General features: G+C 72.3%; 24 protein-coding genes. 20 read left to right on the plus strand and 4 right to left on the minus strand.

Features of this window, described 5'->3' with window-relative positions:
* Positions 1-60: 60 nt before the first annotated feature.
* The 8 genes from ACFVNO_RS12610 to ACFVNO_RS12645 all read left to right on the plus strand — a co-directional run bounded on the left by ACFVNO_RS12610 (position 61) and on the right by ACFVNO_RS12645 (position 8,855).
* Complete coding sequence (locus ACFVNO_RS12610) at positions 61-507, plus strand: PH domain-containing protein (RefSeq protein ID WP_220565363.1); 447 nt, start codon at positions 61-63, stop codon at positions 505-507.
* A 273-nt stretch (positions 508-780) separates the two neighbouring features.
* On the plus strand, positions 781-2,136 hold the full coding sequence (locus tag ACFVNO_RS12615) for a PH domain-containing protein (protein WP_355269751.1): 1,356 nt from the start codon (positions 781-783) through the stop codon (positions 2,134-2,136).
* Positions 2,137-2,380: 244 nt separating this feature from the next.
* A complete protein-coding gene (locus ACFVNO_RS12620) occupies positions 2,381-2,623 on the plus strand; it encodes a chaplin family protein (RefSeq protein ID WP_355269705.1) in 243 nt (80 codons plus the stop codon).
* Positions 2,624-3,087: 464 nt separating this feature from the next.
* Positions 3,088-3,333, plus strand: coding sequence for a hypothetical protein (locus tag ACFVNO_RS12625; RefSeq protein WP_220563501.1), 246 nt, complete (start codon positions 3,088-3,090; stop codon positions 3,331-3,333).
* A 196-nt stretch (positions 3,334-3,529) separates the two neighbouring features.
* Entirely contained in the window at positions 3,530-4,414 is an 885-nt protein-coding gene (locus tag ACFVNO_RS12630; RefSeq protein WP_355269703.1) for a DUF2520 domain-containing protein, read from the plus strand.
* A gap of 67 nt (positions 4,415-4,481) precedes the next feature.
* Positions 4,482-5,351 carry a pantoate--beta-alanine ligase gene (gene panC / locus ACFVNO_RS12635; RefSeq protein WP_378892089.1) on the plus strand — a complete coding sequence of 290 codons (870 nt, stop codon included), beginning with the start codon at positions 4,482-4,484 and terminating at the stop codon, positions 5,349-5,351.
* Positions 5,352-5,397: 46 nt separating this feature from the next.
* Positions 5,398-7,989 carry an L-aspartate oxidase gene (locus ACFVNO_RS12640; RefSeq protein WP_378892092.1) on the plus strand — a complete coding sequence of 864 codons (2,592 nt, stop codon included), beginning with the start codon at positions 5,398-5,400 and terminating at the stop codon, positions 7,987-7,989.
* An 83-nt stretch (positions 7,990-8,072) separates the two neighbouring features.
* Entirely contained in the window at positions 8,073-8,855 is a 783-nt protein-coding gene (locus tag ACFVNO_RS12645; protein ID WP_220563497.1) for a type III pantothenate kinase, read from the plus strand.
* Here the strand turns inward: ACFVNO_RS12645 and ACFVNO_RS12650 are convergent.
* Positions 8,815-9,846: a cation diffusion facilitator family transporter gene (locus ACFVNO_RS12650; RefSeq protein WP_378892096.1), complete on the minus strand. Its 1,032-nt coding sequence runs from the start codon at positions 9,844-9,846 to the stop codon at positions 8,815-8,817. The genes ACFVNO_RS12645 and ACFVNO_RS12650 overlap by 41 nt on opposite strands.
* A 153-nt stretch (positions 9,847-9,999) precedes the next feature.
* Here ACFVNO_RS12650 and lysX point away from each other — a divergent pair, with 153 nt between their 5' ends.
* The 7 genes from lysX (at position 10,000) to ACFVNO_RS12685 (ending at position 18,714) form a co-directional block, all read left to right on the plus strand.
* Positions 10,000-11,508: a bifunctional lysylphosphatidylglycerol synthetase/lysine--tRNA ligase LysX gene (gene lysX / locus ACFVNO_RS12655; protein ID WP_355262932.1), complete on the plus strand. Its 1,509-nt coding sequence runs from the start codon at positions 10,000-10,002 to the stop codon at positions 11,506-11,508.
* Positions 11,509-12,182: 674 nt separating this feature from the next.
* On the plus strand, positions 12,183-12,503 hold the full coding sequence (locus tag ACFVNO_RS12660; protein ID WP_220563494.1) for a LuxR C-terminal-related transcriptional regulator: 321 nt from the start codon (positions 12,183-12,185) through the stop codon (positions 12,501-12,503).
* A 143-nt stretch (positions 12,504-12,646) separates the two neighbouring features.
* Positions 12,647-13,240 carry an amino-acid N-acetyltransferase gene (locus ACFVNO_RS12665; RefSeq protein ID WP_355262929.1) on the plus strand — a complete coding sequence of 198 codons (594 nt, stop codon included), beginning with the start codon at positions 12,647-12,649 and terminating at the stop codon, positions 13,238-13,240.
* Positions 13,241-13,696: 456 nt separating this feature from the next.
* Positions 13,697-13,978, plus strand: coding sequence for a hypothetical protein (locus ACFVNO_RS12670; protein WP_355262926.1), 282 nt, complete (start codon positions 13,697-13,699; stop codon positions 13,976-13,978).
* Between the two features lie 228 nt (positions 13,979-14,206).
* Positions 14,207-14,548, plus strand: coding sequence for an Lsr2 family protein (locus ACFVNO_RS12675; protein ID WP_220563491.1), 342 nt, complete (start codon positions 14,207-14,209; stop codon positions 14,546-14,548).
* A gap of 731 nt (positions 14,549-15,279) precedes the next feature.
* On the plus strand, positions 15,280-17,790 hold the full coding sequence (locus tag ACFVNO_RS12680; protein ID WP_220563490.1) for an ATP-dependent Clp protease ATP-binding subunit: 2,511 nt from the start codon (positions 15,280-15,282) through the stop codon (positions 17,788-17,790).
* A gap of 102 nt (positions 17,791-17,892) precedes the next feature.
* Positions 17,893-18,714 carry a DUF3105 domain-containing protein gene (locus ACFVNO_RS12685; RefSeq protein WP_355262922.1) on the plus strand — a complete coding sequence of 274 codons (822 nt, stop codon included), beginning with the start codon at positions 17,893-17,895 and terminating at the stop codon, positions 18,712-18,714.
* A gap of 5 nt (positions 18,715-18,719) precedes the next feature.
* Here ACFVNO_RS12685 and ACFVNO_RS12690 read toward each other — a convergent pair whose 3' ends face one another.
* Entirely contained in the window at positions 18,720-19,595 is an 876-nt protein-coding gene (locus ACFVNO_RS12690; protein ID WP_378892104.1) for an A/G-specific adenine glycosylase, read from the minus strand.
* Positions 19,596-19,659: 64 nt separating this feature from the next.
* On the opposite strand from ACFVNO_RS12690, the gene ACFVNO_RS12695 reads away from it, so the two are divergent.
* Positions 19,660-20,424 (plus strand): hypothetical protein, encoded by a 765-nt coding sequence (locus ACFVNO_RS12695; RefSeq protein ID WP_355262916.1) that lies wholly within the window; start codon positions 19,660-19,662, stop codon positions 20,422-20,424.
* Positions 20,425-20,512: 88 nt separating this feature from the next.
* Positions 20,513-20,875: an SSI family serine proteinase inhibitor gene (locus ACFVNO_RS12700; RefSeq protein ID WP_355262913.1), complete on the plus strand. Its 363-nt coding sequence runs from the start codon at positions 20,513-20,515 to the stop codon at positions 20,873-20,875.
* A 188-nt stretch (positions 20,876-21,063) separates the two neighbouring features.
* On the opposite strand, the gene radA is transcribed toward ACFVNO_RS12700, so the two are convergent.
* Positions 21,064-22,413: a DNA repair protein RadA gene (radA, locus tag ACFVNO_RS12705; RefSeq protein WP_220563486.1), complete on the minus strand. Its 1,350-nt coding sequence runs from the start codon at positions 22,411-22,413 to the stop codon at positions 21,064-21,066.
* A gap of 250 nt (positions 22,414-22,663) precedes the next feature.
* Here radA and ACFVNO_RS12710 point away from each other — a divergent pair, with 250 nt between their 5' ends.
* Together ACFVNO_RS12710 and ACFVNO_RS12715 are read left to right on the plus strand one after the other, a co-directional pair.
* Positions 22,664-23,560: an SGNH/GDSL hydrolase family protein gene (locus tag ACFVNO_RS12710; protein WP_355262964.1), complete on the plus strand. Its 897-nt coding sequence runs from the start codon at positions 22,664-22,666 to the stop codon at positions 23,558-23,560.
* Between the two features lie 277 nt (positions 23,561-23,837).
* Positions 23,838-24,407, plus strand: a complete 570-nt coding sequence (locus ACFVNO_RS12715; RefSeq protein WP_355262909.1) for a C40 family peptidase — start codon at positions 23,838-23,840, stop codon at positions 24,405-24,407.
* 98 nt (positions 24,408-24,505) lie between these two features.
* On the opposite strand, the gene ACFVNO_RS12720 is transcribed toward ACFVNO_RS12715, so the two are convergent.
* On the minus strand, positions 24,506-25,123 hold the full coding sequence (locus ACFVNO_RS12720; protein ID WP_255647125.1) for a class I SAM-dependent methyltransferase: 618 nt from the start codon (positions 25,121-25,123) through the stop codon (positions 24,506-24,508).
* Between the two features lie 180 nt (positions 25,124-25,303).
* Here ACFVNO_RS12720 and ACFVNO_RS12725 point away from each other — a divergent pair, with 180 nt between their 5' ends.
* The gene (locus ACFVNO_RS12725) at positions 25,304-26,239 is read left to right on the plus strand and encodes a sugar phosphate isomerase/epimerase (RefSeq protein ID WP_355262906.1); all 936 of its coding nucleotides are present in this window, start codon (positions 25,304-25,306) and stop codon (positions 26,237-26,239) included.
* The last annotated feature ends 58 nt before the right edge of the window (positions 26,240-26,297 follow it).

Below are 26,297 nucleotides of genomic sequence, written 5' to 3' on the forward strand. Positions count from 1 at the left end.
GCGCCGGAGCGCCCGCTCGACGCGGCCTTCGCCGCGCCCGAGGGCACCGAGTGGCTCCGGGTGTCCCCGGCCCTGGCCTGGTACCGCCGTCTGGTGGTGGGCGCCCTGTGCCTGGGGTCCGGGCTGATCGGGGTGCTGCTCCTGTTCCTGTGGGCGGACCGGGTCTGGGCCGCGGTCTGGGCGGTCGCGGCCCTGGCCGTGCTCGGCGCGGGCTGGGTGCTGGCCGGCCGTTTCCAGGGCTCCTGGGGGTACGTCGAGGGGGCGACGGAGCTGTACCTGACGTACGGGGTGTTCGTCCGCCAGCTGGTGGTCGTGCCCTACGGGCGCATGCAGGTGGTGGACACCACCGCCGACCTGCTCGAACAGGCGCTGGGCATCGCCACGGTGCGGGTCCGCACCGCCGCCAGCACCGCCGACACGCGTGTGGTCGGCCTGCCGTTGGCGGAGGCCGTGGGTCTGCGCGACCGGCTGGCGTCCCGCAGCGAGACGTTCTCCACGGGGTTGTAGATGCACGAACCCGACCGTCCCGACTCCCCCCGTCCCCAGGGGCCGCCACCGGCGCCTCAGGGCCCGCCGCGGGCTCCGCAGCCCGTGCCGCAGCGGCCCCCGCAGGCACCGCCGGGGCCGCCGCAGCGGTCGGCGCCCCCGGGGCACCCGCACCCGCCCGGCCCGCCCCGTCCCGCGCACCCGCCCGTGCCGCAGGGGCCCGTGTCGCAGTGGCCGGTGCCCCAGGGGCCCGGGCCGGTCGGCTCGGGGCCGCCGGGGTACGGGCCGCCGGTGATGCTGCCGCCGACGGTGTGGCAGCGCCAGCCCCCGGCCCCGCTCCGGCGCCGGGAGGAGGACGTCACCACGGGCGTGTACCGGGCGCACTGGTCGATGGTGCCGATCCGCGTCCTGGCGGTGACCCTGGCCTTCGTGGCGCTGGCCGGTCCCATCCTCACGATCTTCGGGTACGCGTGGGTGGTCATGCTGACCATCGCGGTCCTGTTCGGCGCGCTCGCCTACACGCTGCCCTCCTGGTGGTACGGCAGCTTCGGGCTGCGCGAGGACCACCTGGTGGTGCACAGCGGACTGGTGATGCGCGGCTCCCGGGAGATCCCGCTGAGCAGGCTCCAGGCGGTCGACGTGGTCCGGCCGCTGCTGGGCCAGGTGTTCGGCCTGGCCGAACTGCGCATCGAGCTGGCCGGCGGCGACAACAGCGCGGTCCGCCTGCGCTACCTGCGCCACGGGACCGCCGAGAAGATGCGCGTCGCGGTCCTGGCGCACGCCGCCGGGCTGTCCGGCCGCTCGCCGGAGGCGCCGGAGTGGCCCTTCTACCGGTTGCCGTTCCTGCTCCTGCTGGGCGCGCTCACCTTCCGGGTCCCGGTGCTGCTGGCCTCCCTGGGCCTGGCCGCGACGGTCACCGCCGGAGTGATGTTCCGCGAGCCCGGGGTGCTGGGGGCGCTGGTGCCGCTCACGCTGGGGCTGATCCGGTCATTCTGGGGACCGCTGGCCCGCTACACCGACTACTACGCCTCGGTCTCCTCCGACGGGCTGCGGCTCCGCTACGGGATGTTCCAGCGGCGCATGCAGACGGTCCCCCCGGGCCGGGTCCAGGCCGTGCGGGTGGTGGAGCCGCTGCTGTGGCGGGCGCTGGGCGTGGCCCGCGTCGAGGCGACGGTGGCCGGGTACGCGGGGGCCCGCCAGGCCGACTCGGCGACGCTGCTCCCGGTGGCGCCCCGGCGGCGGGCCTACGCGCTGGTCAACGAGCTGTTCCCGGAGAGCGAGGTGGCGTACGTGCCGCTGGTGCCGGGCCGGAAGGGCTCGCGGTCCCTGGTGGGCGTGGACGCGCACCTGTTCGTGACCGTCTCGGGGCTGTTCTGCCGGGTGACGGAGGTCGTGCCGATGGAGCGGGTGCAGGCCCTGCGGCTGACCGCCGGACCGCTGTCCCGGTTCACCGGCCGGGTGGCGTTCGGCGTGGGCGTCCCGCCGGGACCGGTCCGGGCGCGGGCCCAGAACCGGGAGGCGGCCGAGGCCCGCCGCCTGCTGGACGAGATGGTCGACCTGGGGAGGCGGGCGCGGGTCCCGGCGGCGGGCCCCGAACGCTGGGCGACACGGGCGACCATGACACGCGCGGAGGACTCCGGGGAAGAGTGATGTGACGTGCGGCACATCAAGGGCGTAAATTGCTGCCGCTAATGGCTCTCATGTCCGACATGGGTACTCACGATGGGTGATAACTCCAGGTCAAGGCCGCGAAAAGCTCGCGTGTTCTGGCCTCTGGCGGCCGCCGAGTATGGCTAAATGGTGACCGAACACGTTGAGTGTTCTCGGTTGTACACATGGTCAACGTTATCGACCGATCGGCGCCCCCGCCGTTCGGTCCGAACGGGAGAAACACATGCTGAAGAAGGCTTTCGCCGCCAGTGCCATCGTCGCCGCCGCCGCGGGCGTTCTGTTCACGGGCGCTCCGGCCATGGCCAACAGCAACGTCTTCACCTCCGGCAACGGAAGCATCCTCGGCGGCAACCAGCTGGTGGCCGACCTGGACGTTCCGATCAACGTCTGCGGCAACGCGATCGCCATCCTCGGCGTGGCCGGCGCCAACTGCGTGGACTCCGGCGCCACCGTCAAGAACTGGTAGCGACCGCTTTCCGGCCCTGACGGCCGGGAGGGTCCCGGCCGGAGACGTCCCGGTCGGGGGCGTCCCGGCGGATCCGGGGCCGAGTGGACTTCCCGGGCGCCGCTCCGTGACGACGGAGCGGCGCTCCTTTTCATGTCCGGGGCCGGCCGTGTTCCGCGTCCGGGGCCGACCGTGCCGCGCACGAATCCGTGCTCCGGATAGGCCGACGGCTGTAAAGCGCATTGGCGTCGTGCTGAATCACCGCCGATGGTGACGCTTCGTGCTTCTTCGGGCCGCCGCTTGGCCGCCCTTTGCCCCGAAAAGTCATCACGCAACGTCACTCAAAAGGAATTCTTCGTGATGATCCCAGTTCAGGGGGGTCGAAAACGCGAGGTCCACGGGTAGTTTCAGCACCGGTGCCGACACGGCGCCAGCGACGAGCCCGGGCGGTCCCCCCGACCCGGACACGACAAGGAGAACGCGTAGTGCTGAAGAAGACGCTCGCCACCGGTGCACTGGTCCTGGCCTCCTCCGCCGGGATCCTCCTCTCCGCGGTACCGGCGGCGGCGCAGAGCGGGGCCTGGACCTCCGGCCACGGCTCCAACGTCAGCGGCAACATCGCCTACATCAACGGCATCGAGAACGTGAACCAGGGCTGCGGCAACTCGAACGCCGTCCTCGGCCAGTCCCTCGCCTCCTGCTTCAACTCCGGGGTGATCATCCAGGACTGACCCGGCCGCCCCGAGCACGGGGCACCGCGGCGGTGGACCGGGGGCGGGCCCGACGGGGCCCGCCCCCTCGCGCGTCCGCCGGACCGTGCCCTCGACCAGGGGCGGCGCGCGGGAGGGGGCGGCGGGGAGGACTATCGTGTGCTCAGGCGTCACGGCCGGGGAGGGCCGGACGCACTCACGACGAGGGGGCACAGGCATGGAGACCACGCAGGGGCGTCCGGCCCGGCTGCGGATCGGCGTCATCGGTCCCGGCCGCGTCGGCTCGGTCCTGGGCCGGGCGCTGGGCCTGGCCGGGCACCGGGTCGTCGCCGCCTCGGCCGTCTCCGAGGCCTCCAAGGCCCGTGCCGCCGAGCGCCTGCCCACCGCGCGGCTGATGGAGCCCGCGCGCGTGGTCGAGGCCGCCGACCTCGTCCTGCTCACGGTCCCCGACGACGCCCTGGCCGAACTCGCCGAGGGGCTGGCCGCCACCGGCGTCGACCTGCGCGGCAAGCTCCTCGCCCACGCCAGCGGGGCCCACGGGTACGGGGTGCTGGCCCCGGCCACCGCCGCCGGCGCCCTGCCGCTGGCCCTGCACCCGGCCATGGCCTTCACCGGCCGCGACGAGGACCTCGAGAGGCTGGCCGACTGCGCGTTCGGGATCACCGCCCCCGACCCGCTGCGGCCCATCGCCGAGGCACTGGTGGTCGAGATGGGCGCCGAACCCGTCTGGATCGCCGAGGACAAGCGCACCCTCTACCACGCGGCCCTGGCCGGGGGCGCCAACCACCTGGTCACCCTCGTCGCCGACAGCGCCTCGCTGCTGTCCGCCGCCGGGGTCCCCGACCCCGGCCGGATGATCGCCCCCCTGCTCAGCGCCTCCCTGGACAACGCCTTGAGGCTGGGCATCCACGGCCTCAGCGGCCCGGTCCTGCGCGGCGACGCCGGGACCGTCGCCGGACACATCGAGCAGCTGCGCGCCCACGCGCCCGAGAGCGCCGCCGCCTACATCGAGCTGGCCCGGCTCACCGCCGACCTGGCCATCAACGCCGGGATGCTCAAGCCCGAGGCGGCCGAACCGCTCCTCGACGTACTGCGCCGCTGACCGTCCGCCCGCCGCCGCGGCACCCGGACCACCACCGACACGTCACGGACACCCCAGGGGAACCCGCATGACCTCATCCACCGACCGCTCCGCCCCGCTCGTGGTGCGCACGCCCCACGAGCTGCGCCGCGCCCTGGCCGACGCCGGGCGCACCGCCCTCGTGCCCACCATGGGCGCCCTGCACGGGGGGCACCAGAGCCTCATGCGGATCGCCCGGGAGCGGGCCGACACCGTGGTCGTGAGCATCTTCGTCAACCCCCTCCAGTTCGGCCCGAACGAGGACTTCGACCGCTACCCGCGCGACCTGGAGGGCGACACCGCCCGGTGCGCCCAGGAGGGCGTGGACGTGGTCTTCGCCCCGGAGACCGAGACCATGTACCCGGCCGGCCGGCCCATGGTCACCATCGAGGCGGGGGAGATGGGGGAGCGGCTGGAGGGCACCTCCCGGCCCGGCCACTTCACCGGCGTCCTCACGGTGGTCGGCAAGCTCTTCCACCTGGTCCGGCCCGACCTGGCGGTCTTCGGGGAGAAGGACGCCCAGCAGATCGCGCTCATCCGCCGCATGGTCGCCGACCTCGACTTCCCGGTGGAGATCGTGGGCGCGCCCATCCTGCGCGACCCCGACGGCCTGGCCTCCTCCAGCCGCAACGTCTACCTCTCCGCCGCCGAGCGCACCGCCGCCCTGGCGCTGTCGCGCTCCCTGGAAGCGGCCCGCAGTGCCGCCGGGCGGGGGGCCGCCGCGGCCCGGACCGCGGCGGCCGCGGTGCTGGAGGAGGCGGCCGGGGGCGAGCCGCCGGTCGAACCCGACTACCTGGCCCTCATCGACCCGTCCACCTTCGCCGAGGTCGCCGACGACCACCGCGGTGACGCGGTGCTGGCGCTGGCCGCCCGGGTCGGCACCACCCGCCTGATCGACAACACGTCGATCCGCTTCTAGACCACCGGTCCCCGCGTCACCGCGCCCTCCCCGGAAGAAGATCCCCATGAGCACAGCCACCCCGACCCGGCTCGACGCACCCGCGCCGGGCTGGACCGTCACCGCCGACGTCGTCATCGTCGGCTCCGGCATCGCGGGCCTGAGCACCGCGCTCGGCTACCTGGGCCGCGCCGGGGCCGGGCGCGTCGTGCTCGTGACCAAGGACCGGATCTCCACCGGCTCCACCGCCTACGCCCAGGGCGGCATCGCCGCGGCCGTGGCCCCCGGGGACGACCCGGTCGCCCACATGGTCGACACCCACCTGGCCGGGGCCGGGCTGTCCGACCCCTACGCCGTCCACGTCCTGGCCGCCGAGGGGCCCGAGGCGCTGCGCCGCCTCATCGCCCTGGGCGCCGAGTTCGACCGCGACGCCGACGGCGGCCTCTCCCTGACCCGGGAGGGCGGCCACCGCGCCGACCGGGTCGCCCACGCCGGGGGCGACGCCACCGGTGCGGAGATCCAGCGCGCCCTGGTCGAGGCCGTGCTGGCCGAGGAGCGCATCGAGATCATCGAGCACGCGGTGGCGCTGGACGCCCTGCGCGACCCCGGCACCGGTGCGGTCTGCGGCGTCTCCCTGCACGTCATGGGGGAGGGCAGCCGCGACGGGGTCGGCGCCGCCCTCGCCCCGGCCGTGGTGCTGGCCACCGGCGGGCTCGGCCAGATCTTCGCCGCCACCACCAACCCGCCGGTGTCCACCGGCGACGGGCTCGCCCTGGCCGCCCGGGCCGGGGCCCGCCTGCGCGACCTGGAGTTCATCCAGTTCCACCCGACGGTGCTCTGGCTCGGCGCCCAGGCCCGCGGCCGCCAGCCCCTGGTCTCGGAGGCGCTGCGCGGCGAGGGCGCCTACCTGGTGGACGCCGCGGGGAACCGGATCATGGAGGGCGTCCACGAGCTCGCCGACCTGGCCCCCCGTGACGTGGTCGCCCGCACCATCGCCAGGACGATGGCGGAGCAGGGCGTCGACCACGTGTACCTGGAGACCCGCCACTTCGGCGCGGCCGTCTGGGAGAGCCGCTTCCCGACCATCCTGGCGTCCTGCCGGGAGAACGGCATCGACCCGCTGGCCGAGCCGATCCCCGTCGCCCCGGCCGCCCACTACGCCTCCGGCGGTGTGGAGGTGGACATCGACGGCAGCACCGGGGTTCCCGGCCTGTGGGCGGTGGGCGAGGTCGCCCGCACCGGCGTCCACGGCGCCAACCGGCTCGCCTCCAACTCGCTGCTGGAGGGCCTGGTGTTCGCCGAGCGCATCGCCGCCCGGCTGGCCGCCGAGCGCGGACCGCTGCCGACCGGGGGCGTGCCCGCCCCGCGGGTGACCGCCCTGCCCGACCCGGCCGTCGTCGCCCGGGTCCGCTCCCTGATGTCGCGCCACGCCGGGGTGCTGCGCACCGGCGAGGGCCTGGCGACGCTGGTCGCCGAGCTGGACGCCCTCACGGACTCCGCCGCCCCGGTCACCCCCGACACGGCCTCCTGGGAGGCCGCCGACCTGCTCACGGTGGCCCGCCTCGTGGCCGCCGCCGCGGCCCACCGCACCGAGAGCCGCGGCTCCCATCAACGCGCCGACCACGCCGGCCCCCGCCCGCGGTGGCGGGTCCGTCCGGTGATCGTCCGACTGGAAGGGGACACGCCCGTGGCCACCGACGAACCCTGGACCCCCTCGCTGCCGCCCGGACTCGCCGCCGAGCTCGACACCATCGCGTTCCCCCTCGCCGGGGACGCCCCCGGGCCGGACGTCCGCGACGAGTTCACGCTCCCCTGGACCGCGCCCCACCAGGCGCACGTGGACCTGGTCCGCCGTGCCCTGGCCGAGGACCTCACCGGCGGGGCCGGGGTCGACGTCACCTCCGTCGCCACCATCCCCGCCGACCAGGTCCGCACCGCCCACGTGGTGGCCCGCGCCGACGGGACCGTCTGCGGCCTGCCGCTGGCGGAGCTGGTGTTCTGGCTGGTCTCCGACGGCGCCCTGGAGGTCGCCCGGCAGGCGTCCGACGGCGACGCCGTCAAGCGGGGCGACGTCCTCATGACCGTCACCGCCCGCACCCGCGACCTGCTCACCGCCGAGCGCACCGCGCTCAACCTGCTCACCCACCTGTCCGGGATCGCCACCGCCACCCGCGCCTGGGTGGACGCCGTCGCCGGGACCGGCGCCCGCGTCCGCGACAGCCGCAAGACCCACGCCGGGCTGCGCGCCCTGGAGAAGTACGCCGTGCGCCGAGGCGGCGGGGTCAACCACCGCTACTGCCTCAGCGACGCCGGGCTCATCAAGGACAACCACGTGGTCGCCGCGGGCGGTGTGGGCGCCGCCGTCCGCGCCGTGCGCGAGCGCTTCCCGGGGATCCCCCTGGAGGTCGAGGTCGACCGGATCGACCAGATCGAGGAGGCCCTGGCGGAGGGCGCCGAGGAGATCCTGCTCGACAACTTCACCGTCCCCGAGCTCGCCGAGGCCGTCGCCCTGGTCGCCGGGCGCGCCCGCCTGGAGTCCTCGGGCGGCCTGACCCTGGACGTCGCCGCCGACGTCGCCGGGACGGGGGTGGACTACCTCGCCGTCGGCGCCCTCACCCACTCCAGCCCCGCCCTGGACATCGCCCTCGATCTGCTGTGAACGGATCCGCCGTCCGACTTCCCGTGAAGGCCGGGATTGGGAGAGGATTCCCAGAAAAGACACTTCGACCAGGATGAGGGTCCATGCTGCTGGCGATCGACGTCGGTAACTCCGAGACGGTCTTCGGTCTCTTCGAGGGGGAGGACCTGCTCGAACACTGGAGAGTGGGGACCGACACCCGGCGCACCGCCGACGAGTGGTCGGTGGTGCTGCGCGGGCTCCTGGAGGGGAGCGCACACGGCGGGGTGGACGACATCGACGGGCTGGCCCTGTGCTGCTCGGTCCCCTCGGTGCAGCACGAGATGCGCGATATGTTCCGCCGCCACTTCGACGGCGTCGCCGCGGTGATCGTCGAGCCGGGCGTCAAGACGGGCGTGCCGATCCGGATGGACAACCCCAAGGAGGTCGGCAGCGACCGCATCATCAACGCGCTGGCCGCCGACCACCTCTACGGCGGCCCGGCCGTGGTGGTCGACTTCGGCACCGCCACCACGTTCGACGCGGTCAGCACCAAGGGCGAGTACGTGGGCGGCGCCATCGCCCCGGGCATCGACATCTCGGTGGACGCCCTGTCCCGGCGCGGCGCCCAGCTGCACATGGTGGAGATCGTGCGGCCCCGCGCCGCGATCGCCAAGAACACCACGGAGGCGCTGCGCTCGGGCATCGTCTTCGGGTTCGCGGGCCAGGTGGACGGGATCGTCGACCGGATGGTCGCCGAGCTCACCGACAACCCCGACGACGTCACGGTCGTGGCCACGGGGGGCCTGGCCTCGACGGTGGTGGGGGAGTGCGAGACGGTCGACGTCCACGAGCCCTGGCTGACCCTCATCGGCCTGCGCCTGGTGTTCGAGCGCAACACGGGCTGAGGAGGCGGCCGGGCGGCCGGAGCAGCGGGCCCGGAAAAGGCGGGCGGCCGGCGTCCTCCGCGGAGGCCCCGGCCGCCGCGGCGCGGTCCAGGTCCGGCTCGATGTAGATCATCCGGGCGATCGGCACGGCCGCGCGGATGCGCGCCTCCGCCTCGTTGATCGCCCGCGCGATCCGCGCGGCGTCGTCCCGGGCGTCCACCGCGACCTTGGCCGCCACCAGCAGCTCCTCCGGGCCGACATGCTGCGTCTTCATGTGGATGAGGCGGTCGACGTCCTCCACGGAGACGATCGCCCTCTCGATCTCGCGCACGTGCTCGTCGGTGGCGGACTCGCCGATGAGCAGGCTCTTCATCTCGACGGCCAGCACGATGGCGATCGCCACCAGCAGGATGCCGATGGCCGCGGTGCCCAGGCCGTCCCAGACGCCGTTGCCGGTGACCAGGGTCAGACTCACGCCGATCAGCGCGAACACCAGGCCGAGCAGGGCGCCGGCGTCCTCCAGGAGGATGACCGGCAGCTCCGGCGACTTGGCCCGGCGCACGAACTGCACCCAGGTCGCCTTGCCGCGCACCGCGTTCGACTCCTTGATGGCCGTGCGCATGGCGAAGGACTCCAGGATGAGCGCCACCACCAGCACGACGATCGGCACCCACTGCCACTGGGTGATCGGCTCGGGGTGGGAGATCTTGTGCCAGGCCTCGTAGAGCGCGTACAGGCCGCCCACGCTGAACAGGACGATCGCCACGATGAAGGAGTAGATGTAGCGCTCGCGCCCGTAGCCGAACGGGTGCTCCTTGGTGGCGGCGCGCCGGGAGCGCTTGCCGCCCAGGAGCAGCAGCCCCTGGTTGCTGGAGTCCGCGACCGAGTGGATGGACTCGGCGAGCATCGCCGCCGACCCGGTCAGGAGGTAGGCGCCGAACTTCGTCGCGGCGATCCCCATGTTCGCCACGAGGGCCGTGACGACGGCCTTCGTGCTTCCTTCAACGGCCACGGATATCTTCCATCTCTCGAGAAGTGCCTGCCGGTCGGCTGGTCACGGCAGTGTGATCGTAGTGACCGAAGGGACTGATTTCATCCCTGTGGCCGCTTCCGGCACCCCGCGGGGAGGCCGGTCCAGACCTTCCGCGCCGGTAGGATCGCCTCTGTGAACCACACGCACGACGACACCTACGACGACCTGCCCGAACAGATGAGAGTTCGGCGCCAGAAACTGGACCGCCTGCGCGCGGAGGGGATCGACCCCTTCCCCGTGCTCTTCGAGCGCTCCACGTCGATCGGCGCCGTGCGTGACAAACACGCCGACCTGCCGCCGGACACCCGCACCGGGGTGGACGTCGCCATCGCGGGCCGCGTGATGCTGTACCGCACCGGCGGCAAGCTGTGCTTCGCCACCCTGCGCGACGAGACCGGCGACCTCCAGATCATGCTGTCGCTGGACCAGGTCGGCCAGGAGCGCCTGGACGCCTGGAAGGCCGACGTCGACCTGGGCGACCACGTGGGCGTGGAGGGCGAGGTCATCACCTCCCGCCGCGGCGAGCTGTCGATCATGGTGCGCAGGTGGACGCTCACGGCCAAGTGCCTGCGCCCGCTCCCGGAGAAGCACAAGGGCCTCACCGACCCCGAGGCCCGGGTCCGGCAGCGCTACGTCGACCTCATCGTCAACCCCGAGTCCCGCGAGATGGTGCGCCGCCGCTCGGCCGCCATCCGCGCGATCCGGGACGGGCTCACCGCGCGCGACTACATCGAGGTCGAGACCCCGATGCTGATGCGGGTGCACGGCGGTGCCACGGCGCGGCCCTTCACCACTCACATCAACGCCTACGACCTCGACCTCTACCTGCGGATCGCTCCGGAGCTGTCGCTGAAGCGGCTGGTCGTGGGCGGCCTCGAGAAGGTCTTCGAGATCAACCGGAACTTCCGGAACGAGGGCGCGGACTCCACGCACAACCCCGAGTTCACGATGCTGGAGTTCTACCAGGCGTACGCCGACTACAACGTCATGGCGGACGTCACCCGCTCCCTGATCCAGGACGCGGCCCGCGCCGCGTTCGGCACCACGGTGGTCGAGCGCGACGGGGTGGAGTACGACCTGGGCGGGGAGTGGCCGCAGGTCACCCTGTACGGAGCGGTCTCCGAGGCGCTGGGCGCCGAGGTCGACCCGCGCACCCCGGTCGAGGAGGTCCGCCGCCTGGCCGAGGCCAGGGGCGTGGAGTACGACCCGGCCTGGGGCCAGGGCAAGCTGGTCGAGCACGTCTTCGAGGAGCTGGTGGAGCACACGCTCGTCCAGCCCACGTTCGTGCGCGACTTCCCGCTGGAGACGAGCCCGCTCACCCGCCAGCACCGCGAGGACCCGCTGCTCACCGAGAAGTGGGACCTCATCGGCTTCGGCATGGAGCTGGGCACGGGCTACTCGGAGCTGGTCGACCCGGTCGAGCAGCGCCGCCGCCTCACCGAGCAGTCGCTGATGGCCGCCGACGGCGACCCGGAGGCGATGCAGCTCGACGAGGACTTCCTGCGGGCCCTGGAGTACGGCATGCCGCCGACCGGCGGTGTGGGTGTGGGCATTGACCGGCTCCTGATGGCCTTCACCGGCAAGAACATTCGGGAAACTGTCCTTTTCCCGATCGTGAAGCCCGAGGGGAACGACGCCTGATTTCTTTGGCGTCCCATTTGCCGGGTCCTTATCCCGGTAGGCGGATGTCCGAAAGCGGGGGCGGTGGCGCGGTGTCCAGGCACCGCGCCACCGCCCCCGCCGCCGTTCCCGGCGCAGGTCGCGAACCCGGGTGCCGGAGGCGGACGGCGGGGCCCCGGCGGCGGGCCCGCGGAGGGCGCCGACACGGCGAAGATTTTCCCCTGTCGGGGGCCGTCGCCCGGGCCTGTACGGACGGTGACCGTTTCCGCAGGTCAGTGCGGAAAAAGAATTTCCCTTTCCGTGACGGTGCGACGTATTGCCCCGGTCTTGTCACTCAGGGTGATTTATCTGGCCTTGACGGTATCTGCTCCTCCGCCTAGCGTGCTGAGAGCGGGCCGAGTCCCGCGTGTTCGCCGAAGTGGATCGAGTAACGCGGAGTGCGTCAGGAGCGCCGGAAGCCCCGGTCCCCCCTCGCGCGCTCGCAAACACCCACCGGTGCGGTCTGTCCGTCCCAGGCCGCAACGCTCCAAGGGTCGTGCGACCCGTGCCCGAACGACTCCCCCGTCCCTGTGCCAGAGGGTCGGCCGTGAGGAGTTCGCACCACGGGGCCGTGCGTCGGAACCCCTCCCGACGCACTCGCATCTCACCAGGTGACGAGTCGATGTTCCGCACTCACATGGATGAGGGAGGACGGAGTGGAACAGGCCACACTCGTACGACGTACCGTTGAGGACCAGGGCGTGCCGCAGGCACGGGAGCACCGTGAGAACGTGGTCCCCCTGCAGAGCCGCCCGCGCGAAGTCGGCGTCGGTCCGTACGCGCCGGTCGAACTGAGTCACGAAGAGATCGAGCTCCTCGCCGAGATCGCGACCGGTGTCACCACCGAGGTCGCCGCCCGGCACCTGGAGCTCAGCGCCCGTACGCTGCGCCGGCGCATTCGCAACATCTGCGACGTGCTCGGGGTCAACACCCCGATCGAGGCGGTCGTCTGGGCCGCCCGGCGCCAGCTGATCTGACGGACGAACGCACCCCTCCTCCCCGGCGCGGCCGGGGACCGACCACGGGCATGCCGGCCCGATGTCCTCGGGGGCCCGCGTTCACCGGCCGCGAGCGAGCCGGTGATCCGCGCGGGACCCCAGGGGCATAGTCTGGACCGGTTATGCCCGTTCGTCATGTACAGGTGCGGCGCGCCCGCACCGGCGATGTCGCGCACATCCGCCGCCTCGTCGACACCTACACCGCTGATCGGCGAGTGCTCTCCAAGAGCACGGTCAACCTCTACGAGGACGTCCAGGAGTTCTGGGTCGCCGAGGCCGAGATCGCCCCCGACGACGCCGGGGGAGGGTCCCCGTCCGGGGCCGGGCCCGGGGAGGCGGAGTTCCGGGTGGTGGGCTGCGGCGCCCTGCACGTCCTCTGGGAGGACCTGGCAGAGGTGCGCACCGTCGCGGTGGACCCGTCCCTGCGCGGTTTCGGCATCGGCCACCGGATCGTCTCCGCCCTTTTGGACACCGCGCGCGCGTTGGGCGTGCGCCGTGTGTTCTGCCTGACGTTCGAGACCGCTTTCTTCGCGCGCCACGGCTTCGCCCCGATCCAGGGGACCCCGGTCTCCTCCCGGGTGTACGAGGAACTCCTGCGCTCCTATGACGAAGGTGTCGCCGAATTCCTCGATCTGGAGCGCGTCAAACCCAACACCCTCGGGAACACCCGGATGCTGGTCCACCTCGGCCCCGGAGTCGAGAACACCGGTGGCTAAAGGTTTTCGTACTCTCTTGGGACCGCGTTCCGGCAATGCCGGAGGCAAACGGACCACGGTCCCGAACCGGCTACCGACCCTCGAACCCGCGATTGGGCACACCGGGTGGTATGGAAGTGGAAGGGGGAAGGTAATGTGTACCTGCGCCCGGTCCGCCGCCGGAAGCGAGTTCGGCGGAGTCCGGTGACGAAGGGTCGTGATTTCTCCGCTTCCGGTGACCCGCCCGGCCTCTTCGACCCCCGGTGCGCCGGCGCACCGAAGCGCACTCCGCATTGACGCCCTCCGGTTTGCCGTACCGGGGCCCGGTACCGCCCCGGTCAAAGCAGGGGATACGGTGTCTATGATGTCCGGTATGCGATTGCCCGCCCCGTCGGGCGCCATCCCCCCAGGAGTGTCCCGACACTGAGTCGGGTATTTGCTGCAATAAGTAACAACCAGGAAGGGTGGACCGGTTCGATGGGTGACTTTTTGTCGTCGGTGCTTCCCCCCGGACTGCTCGACGTATTGTCGGCGCTCATCCCTCCGGTGGTCGTCGCCTTCGTGTTCTGCTACTTCATCCTGAAGGTGCTGCGCCGCGAGATGGCGCCGCGCAGGATGGACGGAAGCCTGGTCGGCAAGGGTGCGCCCGTGGCCTCCGGGGCCGTCGGCGAGAACACCCGGGCGGCCGGGGAGACCGGCGCGGCGAACGGGACGGCGAATGTCCGGAGCGCGGAAGGCGAAGAATCCGGCGACCGTTGATACGGTCCTTGACCGATCACATCCCCCGACCGGCCGCCACGGGCCGGTTCCGACGGTGTTTCGTGATGAACACGCGTCCCGCCGCCCACTCCCCGGCCGATCCCTCCCATGGCCGGACGGCGGTGCCGCCGGGTGATTTCCGGCACGTCGCCAATTGTGTTCCCGCGGGCTGCGGGATAGCTTTATATTCAGGTGCGGAGACACCGCTCTTCTGAAAGGTTTGATTCCATGGCACAGAAGGTCCAGGTTTTCCTGGTCGACGACCTCGACGGTGGCGAGGCCGAGGAGACGGTCACGTTCGGTCTGGACGGCTCCGTGTACGAAATCGACCTCAGTGCGAGTAATGCCGCCAAGCTGCGTGAGGCCCTTACTCCGTTCGTCGAGGCGTCTCGCAAGGCTTCGCCGAAGGCGGGCCGCTCGACCGGTCGCCGTGCCGCCAGCCGGAATGCCCCCAGCCGTGAGCGCAGCGCGGAGATTCGCGCCTGGGCGAAGGCCGCGGGCAAGCCCGTCAATGAGCGCGGGCGTATCCCCGCCGCGATCGTCGCCGAATACGAGGCCATCAAGGGCTAGTCCGCCCGACCCCGGGTACGCCGAAATGTTGTCGGTTCTTGATCGGATTCCGACCGGCGCCGCCCGGAGAGGGCCGAGGTCCTCAGAACCCGCCCGACGCGGCCGCGGCCGCGGTGACACGTGGATCCCCGCTGCTGCGGGGATCCGGGCGGAGGGGACGCCGGTCCGCGGGGCGAACGCCCCGGCGCGGCACGCCCGCGCCGCTCGATCGGCGCCGACGCGTCACGGCCCGCCGCCCACGGGGGCGAGCCGGAGGACGGGACGGCGGTGGGTCCGGATCACCCGCAGGACCACTTCGGACCGATCCCGGTGCCTCTGCAGAGACCACCGGACCGGGATCGCCGATCGCTTTCCCGCAATTTCGCTTCCGGCTGAACAACACGGAGCCTGTTCGCTGAGAGCCGATTATTACGGCCAGTACAAGCAACGACCCGGTCACTCCCGGCATCACGGGAGTACCGGGTCGTTCGCCTTCGGCGTACAGGGAAATCTGACGCCGCAATCGGTAGTTGGATGTTGGGTGAACGCCCTATCGTCGGGGAAAGTCTCTGGCACGGACGGCTTCGGCCGGATCGTGGCGGAGATGTCCGTCCGCTCGGCAGCCGGTCGAACGGTTCGGACGGGTGCGACAGTGCTCCCCGGGGCGGTTATCCCTGTGGGGCCGATATGCGGAAGAGTCGGGTCGGTGGGAACCGACCCTGCCTGACCGCTCTGTAGAGGAGCGACGAGACATGTTCGAGAGGTTTACCGACCGCGCGAGGCGAGTGGTTGTTCTGGCCCAGGAAGAGGCCAGGATGCTCAACCACAACTACATCGGTACGGAGCACATCCTGCTCGGCCTCATCCACGAGGGTGAGGGCGTCGCCGCCAAGGCTCTGGAAAGTCTCGGTATCAGCCTCGAAGCGGTTCGGCAGCAGGTCGAGGAGATCATCGGCCAGGGCCAGCAGGCGCCGTCGGGGCACATCCCCTTCACGCCGCGGGCCAAGAAGGTCCTGGAGCTGTCCCTGCGGGAGGCGCTCCAGCTCGGCCACAACTACATCGGGACCGAGCACATCCTGCTCGGCCTCATCCGTGAGGGCGAGGGCGTCGCCGCCCAGGTCCTCGTCAAGCTCGGCGCCGACCTCAACCGGGTCCGCCAGCAGGTCATCCAGCTGCTCCACGGCTACCAGGGCAAGGAGCCGCAGGCGACCACGGGCTCCTCGGAGTCCACCCCCTCCACCTCCCTGGTGCTCGACCAGTTCGGCCGCAACCTGACCCAGGCCGCCCGGGAGAGCAAGCTCGACCCGGTCATCGGGCGGGACAAGGAGATCGAGCGGGTCATGCAGGTCCTGTCCCGCAGGACCAAGAACAACCCGGTCCTCATCGGCGAGCCCGGCGTCGGCAAGACGGCGGTCGTCGAGGGCCTGGCCCAGAAGATCGTCAAGGGGGAGATCCCCGAGACGCTCAAGGACAAGCAGCTCTACACGCTGGACCTGGGCGCGCTGGTCGCGGGCAGCCGCTACCGGGGCGACTTCGAGGAGCGCCTCAAGAAGGTGCTCAAGGAGATCCGCACCCGCGGCGACATCATCCTGTTCATCGACGAGCTGCACACGCTGGTCGGCGCGGGCGCGGCGGAGGGCGCCATAGACGCCGCCTCCATCCTCAAGCCCATGCTGGCCCGCGGCGAGCTGCAGACCATCGGCGCGACCACGCTGGACGAGTACCGCAAGTACCTGGAGAAGGACGCCGCGCTGGAGCGCCGCTTCCAGCCCATCCAGGTGGACGAGCCGACCATCACGCACGCCATCGAGATCCTCAAGGGCCTGCGCGACCGGTACGAGGCCCACCACCGGGTCTCCATCACCGACAGCGCCCTGGTGGCCGCGGCCAACCTCGCCGACCGCTACATCAGCGACCGGTTCCTGCCGGACAAGGCGATCGACCTCATCGACGAGGCCGGCTCGCGCATGCGCATCCGCCGCATGACCGCGCCGCCGGACCTGCGCGAGTTCGACGAGAAGATCGCCGGCGTCCGCCGGGACAAGGAGTCCGCGATCGACGCGCAGGACTTCGAGAAGGCCGCCTCGCTGCGCGACGACGAGAAGCAGCTGCTGGCCAAGAAGGCGCAGCGGGAGAAGGAGTGGAAGGCCGGCGACATGGACGTCGTGGCCGAGGTCGACGAGGAGCTCATCGCCGAGGTCCTGGCCGCCTCCACCGGCATCCCGGTCTTCAAGCTCACCGAGGAGGAGAGCTCCCGGCTGCTGCGCATGGAGGACGAGCTGCACCGCCGCGTCATCGGCCAGGAGGACGCCATCAAGGCGCTCTCCCAGGCGATCCGGCGCACGCGTGCGGGTCTGAAGGACCCCAAGCGCCCCGGTGGTTCGTTCATCTTCGCCGGCCCGTCCGGTGTCGGTAAGACCGAGCTGTCCAAGACCCTGGCCGAGTTCCTGTTCGGGGACGAGGACGCGCTGATCCAGCTGGACATGTCCGAGTTCATGGAGAAGCACACGGTCTCGCGGCTGTTCGGCTCCCCGCCCGGGTACGTCGGCTACGAGGAGGGCGGCCAGCTCACCGAGAAGGTGCGCCGCAAGCCGTTCTCCGTGGTCCTGTTCGACGAGATCGAGAAGGCCCACAACGACATCTTCAACTCGCTCCTCCAGGTGCTGGAGGAGGGCCGTCTCACCGACGCCCAGGGTCGCAACGTCGACTTCAAGAACACGGTCATCATCATGACGACCAACCTGGGCACCCGGGACATCTCCAAGGGCGTGGCCATGGGCTTCGCCAAGGAGGACGACGCCCAGACCAACTACGAGCGGATGAAGGCCAAGGTCGGCGAGGAGCTCAAGCAGAACTTCCGGCCGGAGTTCCTCAACCGTGTGGACGACATCATCGTCTTCCACCAGCTGACCGAGAGCGAGATCTTCCAGATCGTGGATCTGATGATCTCCAGCCTCGACAACCGCCTCAAGGAGCGGGACATGGGCATCGAGCTCCGTCCCGCGGCTAAGAAGCTGCTGTCGGAGCGGGGCTTCGACCCGGTCCTGGGCGCCCGGCCGCTGCGCCGGACGATCCAGCGGGAGATCGAGGACCAGCTCTCGGAGAAGATCCTGTTCGGCGACCTCAAGGCGGGCCAGATCGTCGTGATCGACGCCGAGGGGGAGGGCACCGACGCCAAGCTCACCTTCAAGGGTGTGCCCAAGCCGGCCGCCGTCCCGGACACCCCCGAGGTCGAGGAGTCGGCCGCGGGCAAGGCCGAGTAACGGACCCGGCACAACGCACTCCGTCAGCGGGGGCGCCCTCGGGCGCCCCCGCCGTCGTTCCCGGGCCCGGGGCCGGCGCGGGGGACCGGTTAGGGTGCGAGGGTGACTCAGCCGCATGATCCCCACCACGACCCCCGACAGCAGGGCCCGCAGCAGCCGCCCCCGCAGCAGCCCCACCAGGGACACGGCCCGCCGCAGGCGGGCCCGCCCCCCGGGTACGGGCCGCAGCCGGGCTACGGGCCGCCGCAACCGCCGCAGCCGGGATACGGCCCGCAGCCCGGCCACGCGGGCGGGCCTCCCGGCGGGTACCCGCCGCCGCCGAAGAAGTCCTCGGCCGGGCTCGTCATCGGCATCGTCGCCGGCGCCCTGGTCCTGGTGCTGCTCGTCGCGGGCGGCGGACTGTGGTTCTACGTCTCGTCCCGGGGCGGGTCCGGCGGTGAGGTGACCACCTTCGAGAACCTGTCGGCCGACCACGTCGAGCCCGGCGAGACCGTCTCCTACGACATGTTCCCGCCGGCGGGCGGCCCCCACTACCCGACCTGGCAGAACTGCGGCGTGTACACCGAGCCGCTGCGCGCGGAGCTGGCCGTGCACTCGCTGGAGCACGGCGCGGTGTGGATCACCTACGACCCCTCCATGGCCCCGGACGACGTCGCGGTCCTGGAGTCGCTGTACACCTCCGGCGACTACCTGGTGATCAGCCCGATGGAGGGCCTTCCGTCCCCGGTGGTGGCCTCCGCCTGGGGCTCGCAGCTCACCCTGGACGACCCCGCCGACCCGGCGCTCACCGACTACCTGCGCGAGTACGTCCAGGGACCGGCCACCCCCGAGCCCGGCGCCCCGTGCAGCGGCGGGATCTCCGAGAGCGAGGCCGAGGTCGAGCTGCTCATCGAGGACGGGACCATCGCCACGATGGGCGCCTGAGGGACTCAGGAGGGCAGCGCGTAGCGGCCGTCCTCCAGCGGGTCCACGAGGCCGTCGACGACCAGGGCGTCCAGGGCGCGCTCGCGCTGGACGCGGTCGTCCCAGACGGCGTCCAGCGCCTCCTTGGGCACCGGCACGGCCGAGTCGCGCAGCACCGCCAGGAGGCGGCCGCGGACCTGGCGGTCGGTGCCCGCGTAGGTCTGGCCGCGCCGGGGCGGTCCGCTGTGCGCGGGCCGCCCCGCCGCCGTCCAGGCGCACTGGTTCGCGATGGGGCAGTCGACGCACTTGGGCGAACGGGCGGTGCACACCAGGGCGCCGAGCTCCATCACGGCCACGCCCCAGCGGGCGGCCACGGACGGCTCGGGCGGCAGCAGCGACTCGGCGAGGGTCACCTCGCTCTTGGTCTGGGTTTTCGGCGGGTACTCGATGCCTGTTTCGGCCCGGGCCAGGACCCGGCGCACGTTGGTGTCCAGAATGGCGTGCCGCTGGCCGAAAGCGAAGCTCGCCACGGCCGCCGCCGTGTACGCGCCGATGCCCGGCAGCGCCAGCAGGGTGGCGTGGTCGTCGGGCACCACCCCGTCGTGCTCCTCGGTGATGACCGTCGCGCAGGCGTGCAGGCGCAGCGCCCGGCGCGGGTAGCCGAGCCGGTCCCACATGCGGACCGCGTCACCCGGTGAGTCTTTCGCCAGGTCGGCGGGGGTGGGCCAGCGCTCCATCCAGGCCCGCCAGGCGGGCAGGACCCGCACGACCGGGGTCTGCTGGAGCATGATCTCGCTGACCAGGATCGACCAGGGGGAGGCCCCCGGCTCCCGCCAGGGGAGATCGCGGGCGTTGGCCTCGTACCAGGCCAGAACGGCGGTGCTGTAAGGGTTATCGCTCATCTTTAAACCGGGGATCGGCGGGTTGAGTAGGTGGCGCGCCCGCAAAACCGCAATACTACGGGCCATGGCGTCAAGTACCGGACATCCCGTCAGTCCCGAGACCTACTGGAAGCGGCGCGCCCTCGTGCTGGCCGGGGTCATGTTGGTGCTCACCCTCATCGTCTTCGCGTGCCGCCCGGGCGGCGGGGACGAGGGGGAGACGACCCGGTCCGAAGCGGGTATGGGCGATGACGCCTCCCCCAGTGTCGCACCGGAGGACCCCTCCGCGTCACCGGAACCGTCGGAGGACCCCTCGGAGGCCGACGCCTCTCCGAGCGAGGACCCGTCCGCCTCCGACGACCCCTCCGACGCCGAGGAGTCCGAGGGCGAGGACGGCGGCGGCGAGGAGGGGTCCGGCGGCGCGGCGGCCGCGCCGGAGAAGCCGGAGGACCTGTGCCGTCCCCAGGACGTGGTGGTCACCTTCGACTTCGCGGAGGCCGACAAGGAGGTCTACGGGGCCGGCCAGAACCCGGCCTTCCGGGTCACCGTGGTGAACACCGCCGAGCAGACCTGCACCGTCGACGTGGGGCGCGAGGCCCTGGAACTGCGCATCCACTCCGGTGACGACCGCATCTTCTCCACCGCCGACTGCGTCGAGGGCGAGGCCCGCGAGGACCGCCAGCTGAGCCGTGGCGTGCCGCACGAGTTCACGATCACCTGGGAGCGGGTGCGCTCCTTCACCGACTGCCGCGAGGGCACGTCCCAGGCCCGGCCCGGCTGGTACCGCGCCAACCTGCACGGGGACTACGCGGGCTCGACCGACCAGGTGGTGTTCCAGCTGAAGGCCTGAGCCGGACCCGGCGAATGCGAACACGGACGGCACTCATGTGGCTACTATGAGTGCCGTCCGTGTTCCTCCATCCGGGAGCCAGCCCACCGTGAAACGCCTCGCCGCCTGCGGCCTCGCCCTGTTCGCCGCCCTCGCCCTCACCCCCGGGGCGGCCTCGGCCGACCGCCACTCCGACCGGTACGTCCTCACCGTCACCGACGAGGGCACCGGCCAGCGCTCCGTCACCACCCTGCACTGCGACCCCGTCGGCGGCGCCCACCCCGAGGCGGAGGCGGCCTGCGCCGCCATCGCCGGGGCCGGGTCGATCGAGGCCGTCGCCCCCGCCGAGGGCTTCTGCACCATGGAGTACCGCCCGGTCACCGCCACCGCCCGCGGGCACGAGGAGTTCGAGCAGACCTTCGGCAACCCCTGCGTCCTGCGCACCGCCAAGGGCGCGGTCTTCGCCTTCTAGGCCGTGCTCTTGTGAACCTCTGCTGAGCGTCGGCCCGCCCGTCGAGCGGCGGAAGGTCCTCAACGGGCGGCCTGCGGCCACAGACCTTCCTGGAGGACGTCTCCTTCGGGCCTCCAGAACCCCGCCGGGCGCCTCGCGAACCCCCGGCGGCACAGGGGAAGTCTCAAGAAACAGGCTCCAGCCCCCGGTCAGCGCCGCCTGGCCACGCGCATCAGGGCCTCGCTGAGCTCCTCCACCTCGTGGACGCGGATGCCGGGGACCGGGTCGCCGAAGTGCTTGGGCACGATCGCCTCGGTGAAGCCCAGGCGCTGCGCCTCGGCCACCCGGCGGCGGGCGCCGGTGACCGTGCGCACGTCCCCGGCCAGGCCGACCTCGCCGACCACCACCAGGCCGCGCGGCAGGGCGACGTCGTTGTGCGAGCTGCCCGCGGCCATCGCCAGCGCGAGGTCGATCGCGGGCTCGGTCAGGCGCACGCCGCCCACCGTGGAGGCGTACACGTCGAGGCTGGCGAGCTTCATCCCGGTCCGCTTCTCCAGCACCGCCAGGATCATGTTCACCCGTGAGGTGTCCAGGCCCGAGGTGGCCCGGCGGGGCGCCGGCAGCGGGGTCGGCGCCACCAGCGCCTGGACCTCGGCGATGATCGGCCGCCGCCCCTCCAGGGCCACGGTGATGCAGGTGCCCGGGACCGGGTCGGTGCGCTCGGTGAGGAACAGGCCGCTGGGGTCGGCCAGCCCCACGATGCCGGTCTCGGTCAGCTCGAAGCAGCCGATCTCGTCGGTGGGGCCGTAACGGTTCTTGACCGCGCGCAGCAGGCGCAGCTGGGAGTGGCGCTCGCCCTCGAAGTGGAGCACCACGTCCACCAGGTGCTCCAGCAGGCGCGGGCCGGCGATGGAGCCGTCCTTGGTCACGTGTCCGACCAGGACCGTGGCGATCCCGCGCTCCTTGGCGAGCTGGATGAGCGCGCCGGTCACCTGCCGCACCTGGGTCACGCCGCCCGGGACGCCGGTGGTGTCGGGGGACATCATGGTCTGCACCGAGTCGACGATGAGCAGGCCCGGCGCCACCGCGTCCACGTGCGAGGCCACGGTGGCGATGGAGGTCTCCGCCGCCAGGTACAGCTTGTCCGACAGCGCCCCCAGGCGCTCGGCGCGCAGGCGGACCTGCCCGGCCGACTCCTCGCCGGTCACGTACAGGACGGGCCCGGCCTGGGCGCGCTTGGCGGCCACCTCGAGCAGCAGGGTGGACTTGCCGACACCGGGCTCGCCGGCGAGCAGGACCACGCCGCCCGGGACGGCGCCGCCGCCCAGCACCCGGTCGAGCTCGTCGATGCCGGTGGGCACGGCCTCGGCGCTCTCCACGCTGATCTCGGTGATGGGGCGCGCCCGGGAGGTCACCGCGGCGGGGGCGACCGCCATGGGCGCCGGGGCCCCGGCCTCCTCGACCGTGCCCCACGCCTGGCACTCCCCGCAGCGGCCCACCCATTTGAGGGTGGTCCAGCCGCACTCGGCGCACCGGAACATCGTCTTCGCTTTGGCCATGTCCGACACGCTAACGCCTGCCGGGGACGCTCCGTCCGCCCCGGACCTCCCCTGTGGACGGGCCGCGGCCGCGGCGCCCGCCCGGGCCGCCCGCCGGGGTCGCCGGACGCGGTGCGCCACAAGAAAGTTACCTACGGGTTAGGACACTTTCCGTGAAGGTCGTGTTACAGAATTCCTAGGGTCCGGAACCTCCGACCACCCCCCGCTCCCTGGAGAGGAGACCCGCGTGCCCCGCACCGACACGCCGTCCATGTCCCCCGAAGCCCCCTTCGCCCCCGAACCGCCCGCGAAGCCGCGACGCTCCCGAAGCGCCGCACTCGTCGCGGCCGCGGCCCTGGGCCTGTCCCTGGCGGCCGCCCCCGCGGCCGCCGAGGAGGCCGCCTTCCAGCACTACGTCGCCCTGGGCGACTCGTTCACCGCCGGCCCGCTGATCCCGCCGTACGCGCCCGGCTCCGACCCCCGCTGCCTGCGCTCCTCGGCCAACTACGCCCAGCTCACCGCCGACCGGCTGGGCGTGGCCGAGTTCACCGACGTCAGCTGCTCGGGGGCGGTCACCGCCGACTTCTCCGAGTCCCAGTTCACGGGGGTCGCCCCGCAGTACGACGCCCTCACCCCCGACACCGACCTGGTGACGGTGGGGATCGGCGGCAACGACTTCGGCTTCGTGGACGTGCTCACCACCTGCGCCAAGCGCAGCCTGGAGAACCCGCTGGGCAACCCCTGCGAGCGCCACTACGGCGACGAACTCGACCGGAGGGTGGACGACCTGCGCGACGAGATCTCCGGTGTGTACGAGGAGATCGCCGTCCGCAGCCCCGGCGCGACCGTGCTCGCGGTCGGGTACCTCCAGATCCTCCCCGAGAGCAACGGCTGCTGGCCGAGGGAGCCGATCGCCCGCGGCGACGTGGCCTACCTGGACGGGGTGCAGACCGCGCTCAACACGATGATCGCCGAGGAGGCCGCCGCCCACGGCGCGGTCTTCGTCGACGTCCTGGAGCGCGGCCACGACATCTGCTCCCCGGGCTCCGAGCGCTGGGTGGAGGGGATCATCCCGGAGAACTCCGCGGCCCCGGTGCACCCCAACGCCGAGGGCATGGCCGCCGTCGCCGACCGCGTCGCCGCCGCGCTGGGCGCCCCCGTCGCCTGACGGGCGCCGCCCGGCCCGGTTCGCCACCGTGGGTGACGGAACCCCGCCGGAGGCGGGCGGGGGAGCCGTGCCGGGTGAGGGGCGTTTGGCCATGGCCTGACCCGGTTTCGGCGCCCTCCGTCAAGGATGCTTTACCTTTTTTGGAGACCGATTAGACTACGGAGAGTGATTTCTCGTGGTGTCTGTGTGACGAATGAAATGCGCGTCGTGACCGACCCATCCGCGTCGCAGGGGCGCGGACGCCACGGCGAACCGACATTCGGCATGTGGAGGACCAGTGCGAATACCGCGACACCACGAGCAAACGCAGGCCTGTCGTCCCGCGGACCCGGGGCGGCAGGCCTCGCACTCCCGGCGGCCCCGGACCGGGGCGCGTGCGCTCTCCGCGGCCCTCCTCGCCGCCGCGCTGGCGTTCGGCGCCGCACCCGGGCTCGCGCAGGCGGCCCCCGCCGCCCCGGCGAACGGGGGCGAGCGCGTCCACCAGCTCTCCTCCGCCACCGCGGAGAGGGCGATCGAGGCCGCCGAGTCCCAGAAGGGGACCCCCTACGCCTGGGGCGGGAGCAAGCCCGGCGGCTTCGACTGCTCCGGGCTCGTCCAGTGGTCGTTCAAGCAGGCCGGGGTGAACCTGCCCCGTATCGCCCAGGACCAGGTGAACCACGGCACCCGGGTGAGCTACTCCAACGCGAGGAGGGGCGACCTCCTGTACTGGACCGACAGCGGCGGCTACGCCTACCACGTCGCCATCTACCTCGGCAACGGCCGGATGATCGACGCGCCCCGGACGGGCGACGAGGTCCGCGAGCGGGACGTCACCCGCTACAACCTCGCCGGAGCCGTGCGGCTGTGACGCCGCCCCCGCAGGCCGCGCGCAGGGCGCCGACGGCCGCGGGCACACGCTCTCCCGGGGGGTGACCCCGGCGGCCCGCACCCCTGGACCCGGTGCACTCAGTACCTCCGCCACCAGAGATTGACCGCGTAGTCCACCGCGGTCCCCGGATGCGCCGCGATGATCTCCGCGGCCAGGGCCGGAGGGAACTCGATCCCCACCACCGCCTCGAAGGCGCGGCGGTCGGTGAAGTCCCATCGCATCGTCAGGGCCTCGCGCCCGAACCCGTGGGAGGACCAGAACCGTTCTACGGCGGCCGGGTCGTACGACGGCAGCGACCGCCGGAACCAGCCGCCGAACGTGGAGCGGGTCGCGTCGTTGTCGATCACGAACGCGACCCCGCCGCGTCGCATCACCCGGTCGAGCTCGGCCAGGCCGGGCTCGCAGCCGGGGCCGAAGAAGTAGGCCCAGCGGGCGTGCGCGACCTCGACGACGGAGTCGGGGACGGGCAGCCGCTGGGCCACACCGTTCAGGACCTCGACGCCGTCCAGTCCCGCCACCCGCTTGCGGGCCCGCGCCGCCAGCGCGGGATGGGGCTCCACCCCGGTCACCCGGGCCGCGCTCCGCGCGAACCGGGGCAGGTGGAACCCGGTGCCGCACCCGATGTCCAGCACCCGGGCGCCCGCCATCGGGCGGATGCGCTCCATCGCCGCCTCGATGACCCCGTCCGGGTCCACGGCGAGGTTCTCCAGCTCGTAGACGTCGGGGTGGCGCCAGATGTTCGGGCTCGGGACGGCCTCTGCGGGGATCATGACCGAAGAGCCTACGCGCAGCGCCCCGCGGGGCGCGGACCGGCGGCACGCCACGTTCACACGGCGGCTACGCACGGGGCGGGCCGGAGCGCATACCCTGTCCACGTGAGCGCTATCCAGGTACCAGACGCGCCCGTCGTCCTCTCGACGGCGTCGGTCTACCCTGAGAAGACCCCGGCCGCCTTCGAGATCGCCGCGAAACTGGGGTACGACGGCATCGAGGTGCTCGTCTCCTCCGACCCCGCCAGCCAGGACATCGACCTGCTGCGGCGCCTCTCCGACTACCACCAGATCCCGGTCACCGCAGTCCACTCCCCGTGCCTCGTCCTCACCCAGCGGGTGTGGGGGCGCGAGCCCTGGGGCAAGCTCGTCCGCTCCAAGGAGATGGCCGAGGCGCTGGGCGCCAAGACCATCGTGGTCCACCCCGCCTTCCGCTGGCAGCGCGACTACGCCCGCGAGTTCGAGGTGGGCGTCGCCCGCATGCAGGAGGAGACCGACGTCGTCTTCGCCGTCGAGAACATGTACCCGGTGCGCGTGCGCGACCGCGAGGTCGTGCCCTACGCCCCGAGCTGGAACCCCCTCGACCGCGACTACGCCGACGTCACCCTCGACATGTCGCACACCGCGATGTCGGGCTCCGACGCCATGGACATGGCCAAGCGGCTGGGCGACCGGCTCTCCCACATCCACGTCGCGGACGGCTTCGGCGGGCAGAACCTCGACGAGCACCTCATCCCGGGCCGCGGCCGCCAGCCGGTCGCCGAGGTCCTGGAGTACCTGGCCGCGGGCGGGTTCGAGGGCCAGCTGGTGCTGGAGGTGAGCACCCGCAAGGCGCCCGACCGCCAGGCCCGGCTGCGGGAGCTGGCCGAGGCGCTGGCCTTCACACGGCTGCACTTCGCCCGGCCCGCCGAACCCGCGGGGGCACCGCGGCCCCGCGACCGGCGCGAGCGGATCGCCCTGCTGCGGCGCCGGCCGCCCGCCCCGCCCCGGCTGTTCGAGGTGGACTCCTCGGGCACGGTCGAGAGCGGCGACGAGGACTGACCCGGCGCCCGTACCACTGGGTGGGACGCGGTGTCCGCTCCGGTTCCCCGGGGCGGCT

Origin of the sequence: Nocardiopsis sp. NPDC057823 (genome assembly GCF_042797335.1) — a bacterium.
GTDB lineage: Bacteria > Actinomycetota > Actinomycetes > Streptosporangiales > Streptosporangiaceae > Nocardiopsis > Nocardiopsis changdeensis.

Bases quoted from the DNA above. Each gene is read 5' to 3' on its own strand.
- ACFVNO_RS12615 (WP_355269751.1), top strand. From the start codon at position 781: ATGCTGCCGCCGACGGTGTGGCAGCGCCAGCCCCCGGCCCCGCTCCGG.
- ACFVNO_RS12620 (WP_355269705.1), top strand. From the start codon at position 2,381: ATGCTGAAGAAGGCTTTCGCCGCCAGTGCCATCGTCGCCGCCGCCGCG.
- ACFVNO_RS12630 (WP_355269703.1), top strand. From the start codon at position 3,530: ATGGAGACCACGCAGGGGCGTCCGGCCCGGCTGCGGATCGGCGTCATC.
- panC (WP_378892089.1), top strand. From the start codon at position 4,482: ATGACCTCATCCACCGACCGCTCCGCCCCGCTCGTGGTGCGCACGCCC.
- ACFVNO_RS12640 (WP_378892092.1), top strand. From the start codon at position 5,398: ATGAGCACAGCCACCCCGACCCGGCTCGACGCACCCGCGCCGGGCTGG.
- ACFVNO_RS12645 (WP_220563497.1), top strand. From the start codon at position 8,073: ATGCTGCTGGCGATCGACGTCGGTAACTCCGAGACGGTCTTCGGTCTC.
- ACFVNO_RS12665 (WP_355262929.1), top strand. From the start codon at position 12,647: ATGCCCGTTCGTCATGTACAGGTGCGGCGCGCCCGCACCGGCGATGTC.
- ACFVNO_RS12670 (WP_355262926.1), top strand. From the start codon at position 13,697: ATGGGTGACTTTTTGTCGTCGGTGCTTCCCCCCGGACTGCTCGACGTA.
- ACFVNO_RS12675 (WP_220563491.1), top strand. From the start codon at position 14,207: ATGGCACAGAAGGTCCAGGTTTTCCTGGTCGACGACCTCGACGGTGGC.
- ACFVNO_RS12680 (WP_220563490.1), top strand. From the start codon at position 15,280: ATGTTCGAGAGGTTTACCGACCGCGCGAGGCGAGTGGTTGTTCTGGCC.
- ACFVNO_RS12690 (WP_378892104.1), bottom strand. From the start codon at position 19,595: ATGAGCGATAACCCTTACAGCACCGCCGTTCTGGCCTGGTACGAGGCC.
- ACFVNO_RS12695 (WP_355262916.1), top strand. From the start codon at position 19,660: ATGGCGTCAAGTACCGGACATCCCGTCAGTCCCGAGACCTACTGGAAG.
- radA (WP_220563486.1), bottom strand. From the start codon at position 22,413: ATGGCCAAAGCGAAGACGATGTTCCGGTGCGCCGAGTGCGGCTGGACC.
- ACFVNO_RS12710 (WP_355262964.1), top strand. From the start codon at position 22,664: ATGTCCCCCGAAGCCCCCTTCGCCCCCGAACCGCCCGCGAAGCCGCGA.